General features: G+C 64.6%; 12 protein-coding genes. 11 read left to right on the top strand and 1 reads right to left on the bottom strand.

Features of this window, described 5'->3' with window-relative positions; all coding sequences use genetic code 11:
* Nucleotides 1-12: 12 nt before the first annotated feature.
* The 8 genes from H8S47_RS12135 to H8S47_RS12100 all read left to right on the top strand — a co-directional run bounded on the left by H8S47_RS12135 (nucleotide 13) and on the right by H8S47_RS12100 (nucleotide 7,276).
* Nucleotides 13-834 (top strand): IclR family transcriptional regulator, encoded by an 822-nt coding sequence (locus H8S47_RS12135; protein ID WP_235982827.1) that lies wholly within the window; start codon nucleotides 13-15, stop codon nucleotides 832-834.
* 79 nt (nucleotides 835-913) lie between these two features.
* Complete coding sequence (gene fucP, locus H8S47_RS12130; protein ID WP_235982825.1) at nucleotides 914-2,215, top strand: L-fucose:H+ symporter permease; 1,302 nt, start codon at nucleotides 914-916, stop codon at nucleotides 2,213-2,215.
* Nucleotides 2,216-2,233: 18 nt separating this feature from the next.
* The gene (locus tag H8S47_RS12125) at nucleotides 2,234-2,965 is read left to right on the top strand and encodes an SDR family oxidoreductase (RefSeq protein WP_187504120.1); all 732 of its coding nucleotides are present in this window, start codon (nucleotides 2,234-2,236) and stop codon (nucleotides 2,963-2,965) included.
* Between the two features lie 28 nt (nucleotides 2,966-2,993).
* Nucleotides 2,994-3,851 carry a fumarylacetoacetate hydrolase family protein gene (locus H8S47_RS12120; protein WP_187504119.1) on the top strand — a complete coding sequence of 286 codons (858 nt, stop codon included), beginning with the start codon at nucleotides 2,994-2,996 and terminating at the stop codon, nucleotides 3,849-3,851.
* Nucleotides 3,852-3,856: 5 nt separating this feature from the next.
* The gene (locus H8S47_RS12115) at nucleotides 3,857-4,738 is read left to right on the top strand and encodes an amidohydrolase family protein (RefSeq protein ID WP_187504118.1); all 882 of its coding nucleotides are present in this window, start codon (nucleotides 3,857-3,859) and stop codon (nucleotides 4,736-4,738) included.
* Nucleotides 4,735-5,781, top strand: a complete 1,047-nt coding sequence (locus H8S47_RS12110; protein WP_187504117.1) for an aldo/keto reductase — start codon at nucleotides 4,735-4,737, stop codon at nucleotides 5,779-5,781. Before H8S47_RS12115 ends, H8S47_RS12110 begins: the two co-directional genes overlap by 4 nt.
* Nucleotides 5,778-6,080, top strand: a complete 303-nt coding sequence (locus H8S47_RS12105) for a UxaA family hydrolase (RefSeq protein WP_187504116.1) — start codon at nucleotides 5,778-5,780, stop codon at nucleotides 6,078-6,080. The genes H8S47_RS12110 and H8S47_RS12105 overlap by 4 nt, the downstream gene beginning before the upstream one ends.
* A complete protein-coding gene (locus H8S47_RS12100) occupies nucleotides 6,077-7,276 on the top strand; it encodes a UxaA family hydrolase (protein ID WP_187504115.1) in 1,200 nt (399 codons plus the stop codon). Before H8S47_RS12105 ends, H8S47_RS12100 begins: the two co-directional genes overlap by 4 nt.
* A gap of 5 nt (nucleotides 7,277-7,281) precedes the next feature.
* On the opposite strand, the gene H8S47_RS12095 is transcribed toward H8S47_RS12100, so the two are convergent.
* Nucleotides 7,282-8,082 carry a FadR/GntR family transcriptional regulator gene (locus H8S47_RS12095; protein ID WP_187504114.1) on the bottom strand — a complete coding sequence of 267 codons (801 nt, stop codon included), beginning with the start codon at nucleotides 8,080-8,082 and terminating at the stop codon, nucleotides 7,282-7,284.
* A 203-nt stretch (nucleotides 8,083-8,285) separates the two neighbouring features.
* Here H8S47_RS12095 and H8S47_RS12090 point away from each other — a divergent pair, with 203 nt between their 5' ends.
* The 3 genes from H8S47_RS12090 (at nucleotide 8,286) to H8S47_RS12080 (ending at nucleotide 15,525) form a co-directional block, all read left to right on the top strand.
* A complete protein-coding gene (locus H8S47_RS12090; RefSeq protein ID WP_187504113.1) occupies nucleotides 8,286-10,772 on the top strand; it encodes a glycoside hydrolase family 95 protein in 2,487 nt (828 codons plus the stop codon).
* Between the two features lie 46 nt (nucleotides 10,773-10,818).
* Nucleotides 10,819-13,572 (top strand): TonB-dependent receptor, encoded by a 2,754-nt coding sequence (locus tag H8S47_RS12085; protein WP_187504112.1) that lies wholly within the window; start codon nucleotides 10,819-10,821, stop codon nucleotides 13,570-13,572.
* 99 nt (nucleotides 13,573-13,671) lie between these two features.
* Nucleotides 13,672-15,525 (top strand): glycoside hydrolase family 35 protein, encoded by a 1,854-nt coding sequence (locus tag H8S47_RS12080; RefSeq protein WP_187504111.1) that lies wholly within the window; start codon nucleotides 13,672-13,674, stop codon nucleotides 15,523-15,525.
* Nucleotides 15,526-15,528 lie beyond the last annotated feature (3 nt).

The following is a 15,528-nucleotide window of genomic DNA, read 5'->3' as shown; positions in this document are numbered from 1 at the left end:
CACGGCACGCGGATGCAACGGAGTAAGGTGACGATGGTGGAGCGGAAGGAGCGCAAGGGAAGCTATACGGCGCCAGCGCTGGACAAGGCGTTCCTGGTCATCGAACTGCTCGCCAACAATCCGCAAGGGCTGTCGGCGAGCGAGATGGCGACCGCGCTGGGCCGTTCGCTCGGCGAGTTGTTCCGGATCGTCGTGGTCATGGAGGATGCCGGCTATCTGCAGAAATCGCTGGAGACCGATCGCTACACGGTGACGTACAAGTTTCTCGACGTCGCCTATCGCGCGACGCCGGCGCGCCAGCTCACCAGCATCGCGATCCCGGAAATGCAGGCACTGGCCCGCGCGATCGGACAATCCTGCCATCTGGTCGTGCCGAAGAATGCCGAGGGGCTGGTGATCGCGCGCGAGGAAAATCCCGGCGTGCGTGGCTTCGCGTTGCGGCTGGGGGCGTCGATCGACCTGCTGCGCAGCTGTTCGGGGCAGGTTATCCTCGCCTTTTCGCCCACCGCGACCGTAGATAGGATGCTTGACCGGATCGAGGCGTTGCGCGGCACGCCGATCGGCCGGGCGGCGCTGGCCGGACGGTTGTCCGCGGTGCGCGAACAGGGCTTCGACATGCGCGAAAGCCCGATTACGCGCGGCGTGACCGATGTCAGCTATCCGGTCTTCGGCTTTGCGGGTGAGTTGCTCGCGGCGCTGACCATCCCCTTCCTCGAGTTGATCGATGGTTCGCAGCAGGTACCGATCGACGACGCGCGCGCGATGCTGGGTGAGACGACACGCCGCATTTCGGAATTGCTCGGGCACATCCCGTCGGATCGAGCCACTGCCTGAAGGCGAGCGCCTTGCAAGACGGCTGACTTGGCGTTAGCTCTCGCTTATAAAAACATTATCTCATGGAGAGATAAGCTCGATGGCGATTCCTGCCCAGGCGATGCGAGACCCGACGTTGCCGCCTTTCACGCGCGGCGACGAGCGGCGCTACATTGCGGCGCTCGTGATCACGGTCAGCCTATTTTTCCTGTGGGGCATGGCCAACAACCTCAACGACATTCTGATCGCGCAATTCCGCAAGGCGTTCACGCTGTCGGACTTCGGGACCAGCTTCGTGCAGCAGGTCTTCTATTTCGGCTATTTCGTGCTTGCGGTGCCGGCGTCGATGGTGGTGCGCCGGTTCGGCTATAAGGCGGCGATCGTCACGGGGCTGACGCTGTACGGCATCGGCGCGCTGCTCTTCTATCCGGCGGCGCAGGCGAGCGTGTACCAGTTGTTCCTGCTCGCGCTGTTCGTGATTGCGGCGGGCCTCGCCTTTCTGGAGACGTCGGCCAATCCGCTGATGACCGAACTGGGCGATCCCAGCACCGCCGCCCGACGGCTCAACTGGGCGCAGGCCGCCAATCCGCTTGGCGCGATCACCGGCATCCTGGTCGGTCGCTTCTTCATCCTGTCGGGCATCGAACATGACGAGCGCGCGCTCGCGGCGATGGACGCATCGGCGCGGACCGCCTTCTACCGCACCGAGGTACAGGCGGTGGCGGGCCCCTATGTTTGGATCGCGGTCATCGTGCTGGCGTTCGCGATCGCGGCGGCGTTCGTGGCGTTTCCCAAGGGCGCGGCGGAGGCGGACGACACGCCGACCGGCGGGCGTTTTCTCGACGTGTTCCGTCATCCCCGGTTGATCGGCGCGGTGGTCGCGCAGTTCTTTTACGTCGGCGCGCAGGTCGGGCTGTGGAGCTACACGATCCGCTACGCGCAGGCGAATGCAGGCTTCAGCGAGCGCGCCGGTGCGGACGCCCTGTTCGTGTCGCTGGTGCTGTTCGCGACCGGGCGTTTCATAGGGACGGGGTTAATGGCGCGCCTGGCGCCGGTCCGGCTGCTGGCGGCGTTCGCGACGGTGTCGCTGGTTCTCGCGACGATTGCCGGCACGATCGGCGGGACGCTCGGGTTGTATGCGCTCGTCGCGGCGAGCTTTTTCATGTCGATCCAGTTCCCCACGATCTTCGCGATCGGGATCGAAAAACTGGGGACGCTGCGTCGTGCGGGTGCCTCGCTGATCGTGATGGCGATCATCGGCGGCGCCGGGCTGACCGCGCTGATGGGGCTGATCTCCGACCGGACGAGCATCACCCATGCGATGCTGGTGCCGGCGCTCAGCTTCATCGTCGTGCTGGCCTTCGCCATCACATCGGACCGTAGCCTCGCCAAGACCGGCTGAGGCAAAAGGAGGAATAACGTGGACAGGTTGAAGGGCAAACGCGCCGTCGTCACGGGCGCGGGCCAGGGTATCGGGCGGGCGACCGCGGAGGCGTTCGTACGGGAAGGCGCAAGCGTGATCGCGGTCGATCGCAACGGCGAAGCGCTGGCGACGCTGGCGGGATGCGAGACGCGCGTCCTCGATCTGACCGATCTAGCCGCGATCGCCGCGTTCGGTGCGGAAACGGGGGCGGTCGACGTGCTGTTCAACTGCGCCGGCTATGTCGATGCGGGAACGCTGCTCGACACCACGGATGACGGCTATCGCCTGTCGTTCGATCTCAACGTCCATGCGATCACCCACATGCTGACCGCGTTCCTGCCCGCGATGATCGCGAACGGCGGCGGGTCGATCGTGAACATGTCGTCGGTGGCCGGAGCGGTGATCGGCGTCGGCAATCGCTACGCCTATTGCGTGTCGAAGGCGGCGGTCGCCGGGATCACGCGCTCGGTCGCGCTCGATTACGTCGCGGACAAGATCCGATGCAACGCGATCTGCCCCGGCACGGTGCAGTCGCCGTCACTGGACGAGCGGCTCGCGGCGACGGGAGACGAGGCGGCGGCACGGGCGGCGTTCATCGCCCGTCAGCCGCTCGGGCGGCTCGGCACCGCGGACGAGGTCGCCGCGCTGGCTGTCTACCTCGCCTCGGACGAGAGCGCCTATACCACCGGACAGCTGCACGTCATCGACGGCGGCTGGTGCATGGCCTGACCCCTTTGCAGATTATGAGGTATTCCGCATGAAACTCTGTCGCTTCGGACCAGCCGGGCAGGAAAAGCCCGGCCTCGTCGACGCCGACGGTCGTATCCGCGACCTGTCCGCACATGTCGCCGATATCGCCGCGGACACGCTCGGCGCCGACGCGCTGGCCCGCCTCGGTGCGATCGATCCTGCCACGCTGCCGCTGGTCGCTGGCGATCCGCGCTTCGGCCCCTGCGTCGGCGGCACGCGCCATTTCGTCGCGATCGGCCTCAACTATGCCGATCATGCCGCTGAATCGAACTTGCCGATCCCCGCCGAACCGGTGGTGTTCCAGAAATGGGTCGGCTGCATCCAGGGGCCGAACGACCCCGTCACCATTCCCCGCGATTCGACCAAGACGGATTGGGAGGTCGAGCTGGGCGTGGTGATCGGCAAACGCGCCAGCTACGTCGAGGAAGCCGACGCGCTCGATCACGTCGCGGGCTATTGCGTCATCAACGACGTGTCCGAACGCCATTGGCAGCAGGAGCGGGGCGCGACCTGGGACAAGGGCAAGGGCTTTCCGACCTTCGGCCCGATCGGCCCCTGGCTGGTCACGCAGGACGAGGTCGGCGATCCGCAGGCGCTGTCGATGTGGCTCGAGGTCAATGGCAAGCGCGTGCAGAACGGCAGCACGGCGACGATGATCTTTTCCGTCGCGCAGATCATTGCTTACTGCTCGCAGTTCATGACGCTGGAGCCGGGCGACGTCATAACGACCGGCACGCCACCGGGCGTCGGTCTCGGGCAGAAACCCGAGCCCTGGTATCTGAAGGCTGGCGACCGCGTCGAACTTGGCATTGAAAAGCTCGGCCGCCAGCGGCAGGATTTCGTCGCCTGGGCGCGGCAGGACTGACCCGGATGACGGTGCGGCCGCCCTTCGTCGATGCGCACCTGCATCTGTGGGATCGTGGGCGGCTGCGCTACCCTTGGCTCGACGAGCCGGCAAATGCGCCGATCGCGGCGACCTACGGCATCGCGGACTATCGACGCGAGGCGGCGGCGTGGAATGTGGTTGGCGCGGTGCATGTCGATGCCGGCGCGCATCCCGACGATGGCGAGCAGGAAACGATATGGCTCGACGACGTCGCAGCCGCCGACGGACTGCCGAGCGCGATTGTTGCCCGCGTCGCACTCGACGACCCCGACGTCGCGCGCAAGCTGGCGTTTCATGCCGATTACACTCGGGTCCGGGGCATCCGCCATCTCGTGAACTGGGATCACGATCCGGCACGGTGCGCCTATCCCCGCGACCTGACGCGCGACGATACGTGGCGGCGCGGGTATGCGTTGCTGGCGCAACACGGCCTCAGCTTCGATTTCCATGGCTTCCCCCCGCAGCTTTCGGGATTGGCGGAAGTCGCGGCGCAACATCCCGACGTGCCGCTGATCGTAAACCACCTGGCACTCCCGCGGTTGGCCGATCAACTCGATACGTGGCGCGCCGGCGTCATTGCCCTGGCGACGATGCCGCACGTCGCGATCAAGCTGTCGGGTGCCGGTTTCATCGCCGCCCCCTTCGATCCCGGACAGTTTGGCGATATCGTGCACGAGGTGATCGAACGCTTCGGCACGAAACGCGTGATGGTCGCGTCGAATTTTCCGACCGACCGGATGTTCGCGACGATGGACGCGACGCTGAGCGCCTATGAAACATTGCTCGCGCGATATTCGGACGATGAGCGGCGCGACCTGTGGGGGCGCAACGCCAACATGATCTATAGATTGGGACTGACGCTGTGACCGATATAGCCTGCCGCCCCGTAGGACGCACCGGATTGTCCGTGTCCGAACTGGGGTTCGGTGCGGCCTCGCTCGGCAATCTCTACCACCCGGTACCCGATGCCGACGCGCGCGCCGCGATCGATGCGGCACTGGATGCCGGGCTGCGCTACGTTGATACCGCACCGCATTACGGCCGCGGCCTGTCCGAGCGTCGCGTCGGCGATGCGCTGCGCCAGCGTCCCGGCGTCGCGATCTCGACCAAGGTCGGGCGGCTGATGGATCCCGATGCGAGCATCACCGACGATGCGGAGCGCGACGGCTTCCGGTCGCCGATGCCGTTCCGCATGCGCTACGACTACACGTATGACGGCATCCTGCGCAGCCACGAACACAGCCTGCAACGCCTCGGCCTATCGCGTGTCGACTTGCTCTATGTCCACGACATCGGTCGCTACACCCACGGTGAGGCGGCTGCGGGATATTGGGAGCAACTTACCACCGGTGGCGGCCTGCGGGCACTCGACAGGCTGCGGGGTGAGGGAGCGATCGCCGGCTTTGGCATCGGCGTGAACGAGATCGGCATATGCCTCGACGTCATGCGTGAAATGCCGATCGACGTCATCCTGCTCGCCGGACGCTATACCCTGCTCGAACAGGAGGCGCTCGACGCATTGCTGCCCGCCTGCGCCGCGGCGGATACGTCGATCGTGATCGGCGGCCCCTACAATAGCGGTATCCTCGCGACCGGCACCCGCAAGGGGGGCACGCTGCATTACGATTACGGCCCTGCGCCCGAAGCGGTCGTCGACAAAGTGTGCGGAATCGAGGACGTTGCCGATCGTCACGGCGTGCGCCTCCCGGCCGCCGCGTTGCACTTCGTCCTCGCGCACCCGTGCGTGGCCAGCGTCATTCCGGGCCTTGGCAGCGCGAAGCGCGTCGCGGAGACGGCTTCGCTGTACGAAGAGGTCATCCCGCAGGATTTCTGGCGCGAATTACAGCATGAGGGGCTGCTGCGCGCCGATGCCCCAGTGCCCGCCTCGATCGAAAAGGTTTCCGTATGACCGCGCCCGCCGCGATCCGCCTGTCGCCGACCGACAATGTCGTTGTCTGCTGCCGCACCCTGACGCCGGGCGAGACGTTCGCGATCGACGGCCACGCGCTGACCGTCGTCGAGCCCGTACCGATCGGTCACAAGCTCGCGCTCGTGCCGCTCGCGCCGGGGGACAAGGTGCTAAAATACGGCATGCCGATCGGATCGATGACCGCCGCCTCGACGCCCGGCGGCTGGGTCCACATCCATAATATGAAAAGCGATTACATGCCGGCGCATCTGCGCGACACGGCGGGAGATCACGCATGATCCGGGCTTGGCTCCGCCCCGACGGGCGCAAGGGAATTCGCGACGCGATCGTCGTCGTTTATCTGGTGGAATGCGCACATCACGTCGCGCGCCGCATCGTCGACAAGATGGACGATGCGCGCATCCAGCTGATCGGCTTCCCCGGTTGTTATCCCAACGATTATGCGCTCGCGATGATGAAGGCGCTGACCGTGCATCCCAACGTCGGCGGCGTCGTGCTGATGTCGCTTGGCTGCGAAAGCTTCAACCGTGAGGCGTTGGCGGCCAATGCGCGCGAACAGGGACGCCCGGTCGAAACGGTCGTGATCCAGCAGTCGGGCGGCACCCGCGGCGCGATCGATGCGGGTCTCGCGGCAGTTGCGCGGGTGCAGGCGCAGGCCGATGCCCAGGCCGTCCGCGTGCCGATGGCGCGGTCCGAACTCGTCGTCGGCACGATTTGCGGCGGATCGGATGGTACCAGTGGGATCACCGGCAACCCCGCCGTCGGCCGCGCCTTCGACACGCTGATCGATGCCGGCGCCACCTGCATCTTCGAAGAGACGGGCGAGATGATCGGTTGCGAAGGGCACATGGCCGAACGCGCGGCCACGCCCGCCGTCGCGGACGCGCTCGTCGCCTCGGTCCACCAGGCCGAACGCTATTACCGCGCGATGGGCTATGGCAGCTTCGCGCCGGGCAACGCCGAAGGCGGCCTGTCGAGCCAAGAGGAGAAGTCGGCGGGCGCCTATGCCAAATCGGGCAGCCGCGCGATCGACGGGGTGATCCTGCCGGCGGAGCAGGCGCCCGGGCCGGGGCTGTACCTGCTCGACGTCGTGCCGCCCGGCGATCCCAAGTTCGGCTTCCCCAATATCGTCGACAATGCCGAGATCGGTGAGCTGATCGCGTGCGGCGCGCATGTGAACCTGTTCGTCACCGGCCGCGGATCGGTAGTGGGCTCGGCGATCGCCCCGGTCATCAAGATCTGCGCCAATCCCGAAACCTATCGGCGGATGGAAGGCGACATGGACGTCGATGCCGGCCGTATTCTCGATGGCCGCGCGACGCTGGATCAGGTGGGGACCGAGATCGTCGACCTGATCGAGGCGGTCGCCGCCGGTGCGGAGACCAAGTCGGAAGCTCTCGGCCATCAGGAGTTCGTCCTGACCTACAAGGCCTCTGCGCCTGCCGGCCCCGGTTGCCTGCCTGCCGCAGCCTGACGCGCCTAGATGCCCAGCCGCTCGGTCGCTTTGCTGCGCCGATGGCTGTGCTCGTCGGTCAGCCGCCGCATCGCCTCGGTTTCGGTGAGGTCGAACAGGTTCTTCAGCACCCGATCGATATGGTCCTGCATCGCCGCGCGCGCCTCGACGGGATCGTGCGCGGCGATCGCGTCGAGGATGCGGCGATGGTCGTCCAGCCGGGGGCGCTCGCCGGCTGCGGTGATCCGCTGCAGCATCGTATGGCATAGCGGCGATCGCTTGCGGACGTCCCACAATAGATTGACGAGCATCACGATCGCCTCGTTCTGCGTCGCGCGCGCGATGGCGACATGAAAGCGGCGGTCGGCGGTCCATTCGGGCAAGTCTCGACCGCGGTTCTCTGCAGCCATCTCCTGCATGATACCGCGCAGTTCGTCGATCTGCTCGGGCGTCGCGGTGTGCGCAGCAAGCGCGGCCGCCTGCACCTCGACTATGCGTCGCGCTTCGGTAAGTTCGAACGCGCCGATGTCGAGTGCCTGAACAGGCAGATCCTTGCGTTCCTCGTGCGCGATGACGAACACCCCCGCGCCCTGCCGCGCCTGGACCAGCTCGAGTATCTCCAGACCGATCAGGGCTTCACGGACGGTAAGACGGCTAACCCCGAAACGGTCCACCAGGACTCGTTCGGGCGGCAAGCGATCGCCGACGGCGTAGATGCCGTCGCGAATTTCCGACCGAATCGCCTCGATGACATGACGGTACAATTTCGTGCCGGCCACCTGCCCGGAAGACGGCGGCGGGGGCGTGGAGAGAACATCGCTTGACATCGTCGGTTCCTATACGAGCCTGGTCGCGCCGAAAAGACATCCTGTCTGATAACCTCCACACGGCAAGCCCGCAAATTCGCCCCCTGTTGCCGTCGCGCGTCACACCACCCAAAAACACATAAATCAGTTGTCAGATAACCTTGACTTGTCTGATGAGACGAAGGACACATTCACAAAGGTCAAAAGGCCGGCAGGGGAGTGATATGGCAAACTGGAACCGGCGCAGCATTCTGAAAGGCGGGGCCGTCGCGCTGGCAGGGCAGACCATAGGCGGGGTCGCCGTGCGCGCCGCGGGCATGTCGCCTTCGGGCAACCCGCATGCTTTGTGGTTCGATGCGCCCTCCTCCACGTGGATCGAAGCGCTGCCGATCGGAAACGGTCGGATCGGCGCGATGGTGCGCGGCGGCGTTCGTCAGGAGATCATCTCGCTGAACGAGGACACGTTGTGGTCGGGACGGCGTGACGATCGCGGTAACCCACATGCACGCACATTGTTGCCTGCCATTCGCGATGCGGTGTTTGCGGGCGACTATCACGCTGCCGACCGGATCGGCCACGACATGCAGGGGCCTTACAGCGAGAGCTTTCTGCCGCTCGGCGACCTCTTGCTCGACATGGCGCATGGCGACGACGTCGTCGATTACACGCGCACGCTCGATCTCGACAGCGCCATTGCGTCGGTCGTCTATCGACACAAGGGTGTGCGCTACACCCGCGAGATCTTCGCGTCGCATCCCGATCAGGTCATCGTCGTGCGCCTTTCGGTCGATCGACCGCGCGCGCTGTCCTGCACGCTTGGGCTATCAACACCGTTGCGGGGCGGTGTGGCCATGAATGGGCGACGCCTCAGCCTGACCGGCAAGGCGCCGCTGATCTGCCAGCCGAACTACCGCGATGTGCCCGACCCCATCGTCTACGACGATGCGGCGGGCAGGGGCATGGCGTTCGCGGGAATCGTCGACGTCACGACCATCGACGGCAAGGTCGTGGCGCAGGGCGATCGCCTTGCGATCGAGGGCGCGAGCGAGATCGTGCTGCGGATTACGATGGCAACCGGCTTCCGAGGACACGACCAGATGCCGGACGTCGCGATCGGGGCAATCACCGCGAGAGCGTCCGCGCAGATCGATGCTGCCGCGAAGAAGTCGTTCGTCGCGCTGCAGGCTGCGCATATCGACGATCACCAGCGACTGTATCGACGCGCGGGCTTGACGATCGGCACCGCGCGGACGAACGTCGCAACCGATCGTCGGCGAGCCGATAATGCCAAGGTGCCGGAAGGCGCGCTTGCCGCGCTGCTGTTCAACTTCGGTCGCTATCTGCTGATCGCGAGTTCGCGTCCGGGGACGCAGCCCGCCAATCTACAAGGCATCTGGAACGCGGCGGTTCGCGCGCCCTGGAGCAGCAACTTCACCAGCAACATCAACGTCCAGATGAATTATTGGCATGCCGAGACGACGAACCTCGCGGACTGCCATTCGCCGTTGCTCGACTTCATTGCGCGCCTTGCCGAGACGGGCACGCGAACGGCAACCGACTATTACGGCATGCCCGGCTGGTGCGTGCATCACAACACCGACATCTGGGCCATGGCCAATCCGGTCGGCGAGGGTGAGGGCGGGCCGTCATGGGCCAACTGGCCGATGGCCGGGCCGTGGCTGTGCCAGCATCTGTGGCACCATTATGTGTTCGGCGGCGACATCGATTACCTGCGGACCCGCGCCTATCCGCTGATGCGCGGTGCGGCCGAGTTCTGCGCCGGGTGGCTGGTGCGCAATCCGCACACGGGGCGTTTGACGACGGCCCCCTCGATATCGCCGGAAAGCGTGTTCCTGACTGCCGACGGCCAGCCGGCGGCGATCAGCGCAGGCTGCACGATGGATCTTGCCCTGACGCGCGAGTTGTTCGCCAACTGCGTAGCAGCTGCTGCTCTGTTGGGGATCGACGCGGACTTCGCCCGGCGCCTCAACACACTTGCCGGCAAGTTGGAGCCCTACAAGGTCGGCAAATACGGGCAGCTGCAGGAATGGTCCGAGGACTTCGTCGAGAAGGAGCCGGGGCATCGGCACATCTCGCACCTCTACCCATTATATCCTGGATCCGAATTCACCCCCCGCCAAACGCCGGGCTTGGCAAAGGCGTCGCGTGCATCGATGCAGCGGCGCGAGGCCAATGGTGGCGCTGCGACCGGATGGAGTCGCGCCTGGGCGACGTGCATCTGGGCGCGGCTCGGGGACGGCGCGCATGCCGGTTATTCGGTCGATCAGTTTCTAGCGAAAAGCACCGCCGACAACCTGTTCGATACGCATCCCGGCAATCCAAGCGCGGTGTTTCAGATCGACGGTAATTTTGGGGTAGCCGCCGGCATCGCCGAGATGCTGATGCAGAGCCACGACGGCGCGATCGCTCTCTGTCCGGCGCTACCGGCGAGTTGGCGCGACGGTGAGGTGACGGGCTTGCGGGCTCGCGGCGGCGCCACCGTGGGACTGCGCTGGGCGCAGGGACGAATCCGAAGCGCCACCGTGACGCCGTCGATTGCGGGCGAGCAGATAATTCGCCCGCCCGCAGGCCAGACGGTCGCCGCGATCCACGACGGTACAAAGCGTATCGCGGTCCGATCGGACCGGGGACTGGCGACGTTCCAGGCCGAAGCACGGCGCACCTATGCGATGAGCTTCACTACGGTCTGACAATTATAAAAAAACATAAAATAACGATAATTCAGGGAGGTATAGAATGGTAAAAGGGCTTTACACTGCCACGTCCGCGTTCGCGTTGATTGCCGGCGGGTCCGCGCTGGCGCAGACACCGCCGCCCGCCCCGGAGTCGGCTAAGCCCATTTCGCAAGATGCCGCTTCGGTACAGGACGCGGCGCCGCTCGCGCCGGAAGAGGGCAACGAAATCGTCGTCACCGGCATCCGACGCAGTCTGGCGGACGCAACCGCGCTCAAGCGCGACCGGGTCGGCATCAGCGACGCGATCTCGTCCGAAGACATCGGCAAGTTCCCCGATCAGAACCTGGCGGAATCGCTTCAGCGCGTTACCGGCGTGCAGATCACCCGCAACAAGGGTGAGGGATCAAGGGTCGCGCTGCGTGGCCTTGGGCCCAGCTTCACGCAGACGCTGTATAACGGTCGCCAGATCGCTACACCGGGCGGCGGGAGAAGCTTTTCATTCACCTCGCTCAGCTCGGACTTCGTCAGCGCGGTCGAGGTCATCAAGTCGCCGACCGCCGAGATGGTCGAGGGCGGGCTGGCCGGAACGGTCAACGTCCGCGTCGCACGCCCGCTCGATGCCGGCCGCAACGTCGTCGCGGTGACCGCGGAAGGCATCTACGAACAGAATCCCAGGCTCGTGACGCCGCACGTTTCGGTCTACGTCAATCACGTGTTCAATGACACGGTCGGTGTCAATTTCGGGGTAAATTACGAACGCCGCGGCGTACTGCAGGCAGGGTTCTTCGGCTATGGCGCCGAGCTTGCCGCCGAAAACCGCCGTAACCCGCCGCTCGACTATAACCGCGATGGCGACCTCAACGACGAGTTCCGCCTGAACCATACTACCAATCTCGTCGCGCAGGACGGCACGTTCGAACGTCGCACGGTCATCGGTGGTATCCAGGTCAAGCCGACCCCAACGCTCAACCTGTACGCAGACGGCTTCTTCTCCGATTTCCGCGACTATTCGATCTATAACGAGCATCAGGTCCGCTTCACCAACATTCAGGGCGTGAATGCCGGGATCGTCGGCAGCACCAACGACGGCACGCTGCTGACGTCGCTCGATGCGAACGGAGTCGATCACCGCTCCGACACGCGGCCCATCCGGACCCGCGACAAGCTGTATACCGGCGCGGTCGGCGGCATCTGGGCGAACGGGCCGCTGACCATCTCGGCGGAAGGCACCTATTCCAAGGGAGATCGAACCGCGACCAACTATGGTTTCGGGATCAATTCACGCGCGTCGGCGTCCTACGACCTGCGCAACGGAGTCGGTAACGAGCCGATAGTATCGTTCAATCGTGGCTACGATCCGCTCGACCCCGCGACGTTCAACCTGTTCAGCGTCGGCGGCGATTACAAGGCGCCAAGTTCCGATCGGAACTATGACGGTCGTCTCGACGGCAAATACGCGTTCGAGGGTAGCGACTTCACGGGGTCGTTAAAGGTGGGCGGCATGTTCGCGAACCGCCGCAGCAGCTTTGCCTCGCGCCAGTTCAACGTCACTTCCACCCAGCTCGCGACATTGCTCGGCCAGACCTACAATGCGAACGTCGAGGGCGGGAGTACGTCGGCTGCGAATATTCTGAGCGTTGTCGACTTCTCGCAATATGTGAGTTCGGCGCTGGGTCAGTATCTCGCGCCCGACCTGGAGAAGTTTTTCGCACTCGTCCCGTTGTCCCGCTTGTTGGAGGTGTCGCCGCCGACATCGCAGTCCGCTCGGGATTACTCAGTTACCGAAAAATCCTACGAAGGTTACGCGCAGTTCGATGTGAAGGCCCTGGACGATCGGTTCGTCGGCAATGTCGGCCTGCGTTACGTCCACACGGATCAGGTGTCGCGCGGCTTTGCCGCCGATCTCACGTCTTTGTTTGTCCGTCGCGGCGGGGTCACGACGATCGTGCAGCGTACGGAGCCGGTTGCGATCAAGAACAACTACAGCGAATGGTTGCCTAGCCTCAACATGTCCTACGACCTGACCGAATCGCTGAAAGCGCGGTTTGCGGCGGCGCGGACGCTCACGCGTCCCGACTTGGGGCTGTTGTCGCCGTCAATCAACGTTGATGCCAACACGCGGTCGATCAACGCCACTAATCCCAATCTGAAGCCGTATCTTTCGTCACAGCTAGACTTCTCGCTTGAATATTACTTGAAGGGCGGCGGGCTGCTGTCAGCTGCGGTATTCTACAAGGACGTGGAGAACTTTATCGTCCGTACCACATCGCCTGCGCAATATACGGTGCAGCTGGAAGAGGGCGGTACGCTGTTGCAGGACTTCACACTGTTCCAGCCGCGCAACGGCGCCAGCAGCAAGATCAAGGGATTCGAACTGGGCGCGCAGGTACCGTTCACCTTCCTGCCCGGCGCGTTGGACGGCTTTGGCGTGTTGGGTAACTTCAACTATCTCGACCTTGGTGATGTGGTGGTCACTCAAGGGCAGCCAGCGATCCCGATTTCAGGTGCTTCGACCCGCAGCTACAATATTGCGGGCTATTACGAGAAATACGGCTTCGGTCTACGAGCGTCCTACAACTACCGTAATGGCTTCGTCGGCGATGCGCGCAGCACGTTCGGCGACGGCGACTATCAGCGCTCCTATGGGCAGCTGGATATCTCGGCGAGCTACGACGTGAACAAGGCGATCTCGCTCAATGCGGATTTGACGAACGCGACCAATTCCAAGACGGTCAACGTTACCGGCACTGGTCTGCTGCGCAGCGTACTCGACGTCGGCCGGCGCTATACGGCCGGTGTCCGGGTACGCTTCTGACAGGCGACCGTCGGACCTCGTATCGCGCGGGGTCCGACGACACTGGCGAAGGCGACCTTGACGGCGGTACCCTCGCTCAAGCGCAACCGGGGGAAAGATATGCCGCGTATAGGTCGATGGATTTCGGGGGCGGCACTTGCCTCGCTGGCACTCGCCGCAGCGTCGACCGCTGCGGATGCCGTGACGCCCGCTCGCAGCTTCAGCGTCTCAGGATCGCAGTTCCTCAAGGACGGCAAGCCGTATCAGGTCATCTCCGCGGAGATGCACTATGTCCGCATCCCCCGCGCCTATTGGCGCGACCGGCTCCGCAAGGCCAAGGCGATGGGCCTCAACACCATCACCACCTATGCGTTCTGGAACGTCCACGAGCCGCGGCCGGGCATTTATGATTTCCAGGGCCAGAACGATATTGCCGCCTTTATCCGCGATGCACAGGCGGAGGGGCTGGACGTCATCCTTCGACCGGGCCCCTATGTCTGCGCCGAGTGGGAACTGGGCGGCTATCCGTCGTGGCTGTTGAAGGATCGCGGCCTCGTCCTGCGGTCGACCGATCCGAAATATACCACCGCCGTCGAGCGGTGGCTGGTCCAGTTGGGCAAGCAGGTCGCCCCTCTGTTGCTGCGGCGCGGCGGACCCATTATCGCGATCCAGCTCGAGAACGAATATGGCGCGTTCGGCGACGACACGGCGTATCTGAGGGGCTTGCAGGTCTCATACCGTCGCGCTGGGCTGGCGGACGGGGTCTTGTTCACCTCCAACCAGCCGTCCGACCTGGCGAAGGGGTCATTGCCGCTGCTGCCGGCCGCGGTGAACTTCGGTTCGGGTGGTGCGACCAAGGCCGTCAAGGCGCTGGAGGCGTTCCGGCCCGACGGCGTGCGCATGGTCGGCGAATATTGGGCAGGGTGGTTCGACAAATGGGCCGAGGACCATCACGAGACCGATGGCCGCCAGGAGGCGAAGGAACTGAGCTTCATGCTGAAGCGCGGTTACTCGGTATCGCTCTACATGTTCCACGGCGGCACCTCGTTCGGCTGGATGAACGGCGCGGACTCGCATACCGGGACCGACTATCACCCTGATACGACCAGCTACGACTATAATGCGCCGCTCGATGAGGCCGGCAATCCGCGGTACAAATACGCGCTGATGGCCGCGGCGATCGCCGAGGTCACGGGTAAGCCGGCCGCACCCGCGCCTGTGGCGAGCATCGCCGCGACCTTCGCGATGTCGCCGGTCCGGCGCAGCGCATCGCTGTGGGACATCCTGCCCGCGCCGGTCCACGCCCGGCAGCCGATGACGTTCGAGGAACTCGATCAGAATTACGGCTATGTCCTGTACCGAACAGGCCTGCCCAGGGGACGCAGCGGTACGCTGAAGCTCGAGGGCATGCACAGCTATGCGCAGGTCTATGTCGATCGGAAGCTGATCGGCGCGTTGGACCGCCGGCTCGGGCAGGAGACGATCGATCTGCCGAAGCTTGATGCATCCGCGACGCTGGATATCCTCGTCGAGAATACCGGGCGGGTGAATTACTCGCGCGCGATCCGTACGGAACAGGCGGGGCTGACCGGTGCGGTGACGCTCGCTGGCAGGCCGATCGAGGACTGGACCATGTTCCGCCTGCCGATGACCGATCCGAACGCGATCCGTCTGTCGGCAAAGCCCTGCAGCGGCCCCTGCTTCTACGAAGCCGAGATGACCGTGGACCGCCCGGCGGATACCTATCTGGACATGCGGGGGCTTCACAAAGGCCAGCTCTGGATCGGCTCTCACAATCTCGGCCGGTTCTGGGGGATCGGGCCCGTGCACACGCTGTACGCACCCGCACCATGGATGCGGCAGGGCGCCAATCGCATCCTGTTCTTCGACCTGACGGGGGAGGGGAGCGGTGTCCCTAAATCGGTGAATGCACCCGTGTTCGGAAAGACGACGGCGTTTCGCGAAGCCCAATAGGAT

The sequence above is a fragment of the Sphingomonas albertensis genome (assembly GCF_014358075.1).
Taxonomy (GTDB): Bacteria; Pseudomonadota; Alphaproteobacteria; order Sphingomonadales; family Sphingomonadaceae; genus Sphingomonas; species Sphingomonas albertensis.
This window is presented reverse-complemented; position numbering and strand designations above follow the sequence as displayed.

Excerpts from the sequence above, each read along its gene's own strand:
- H8S47_RS12135 (WP_235982827.1), top strand. The coding sequence starts at position 13 with ATGCAACGGAGTAAGGTGACGATGGTGGAGCGGAAGGAGCGCAAGGGA.
- H8S47_RS12090 (WP_187504113.1), top strand. The coding sequence starts at position 8,286 with ATGGCAAACTGGAACCGGCGCAGCATTCTGAAAGGCGGGGCCGTCGCG.
- H8S47_RS12085 (WP_187504112.1), top strand. The coding sequence starts at position 10,819 with ATGGTAAAAGGGCTTTACACTGCCACGTCCGCGTTCGCGTTGATTGCC.
- H8S47_RS12115 (WP_187504118.1), top strand. The coding sequence starts at position 3,857 with ATGACGGTGCGGCCGCCCTTCGTCGATGCGCACCTGCATCTGTGGGAT.
- H8S47_RS12105 (WP_187504116.1), top strand. The coding sequence starts at position 5,778 with ATGACCGCGCCCGCCGCGATCCGCCTGTCGCCGACCGACAATGTCGTT.
- H8S47_RS12100 (WP_187504115.1), top strand. The coding sequence starts at position 6,077 with ATGATCCGGGCTTGGCTCCGCCCCGACGGGCGCAAGGGAATTCGCGAC.
- H8S47_RS12095 (WP_187504114.1), bottom strand. The coding sequence starts at position 8,082 with ATGTCAAGCGATGTTCTCTCCACGCCCCCGCCGCCGTCTTCCGGGCAG.
- H8S47_RS12120 (WP_187504119.1), top strand. The coding sequence starts at position 2,994 with ATGAAACTCTGTCGCTTCGGACCAGCCGGGCAGGAAAAGCCCGGCCTC.
- H8S47_RS12080 (WP_187504111.1), top strand. The coding sequence starts at position 13,672 with ATGCCGCGTATAGGTCGATGGATTTCGGGGGCGGCACTTGCCTCGCTG.
- fucP (WP_235982825.1), top strand. The coding sequence starts at position 914 with ATGGCGATTCCTGCCCAGGCGATGCGAGACCCGACGTTGCCGCCTTTC.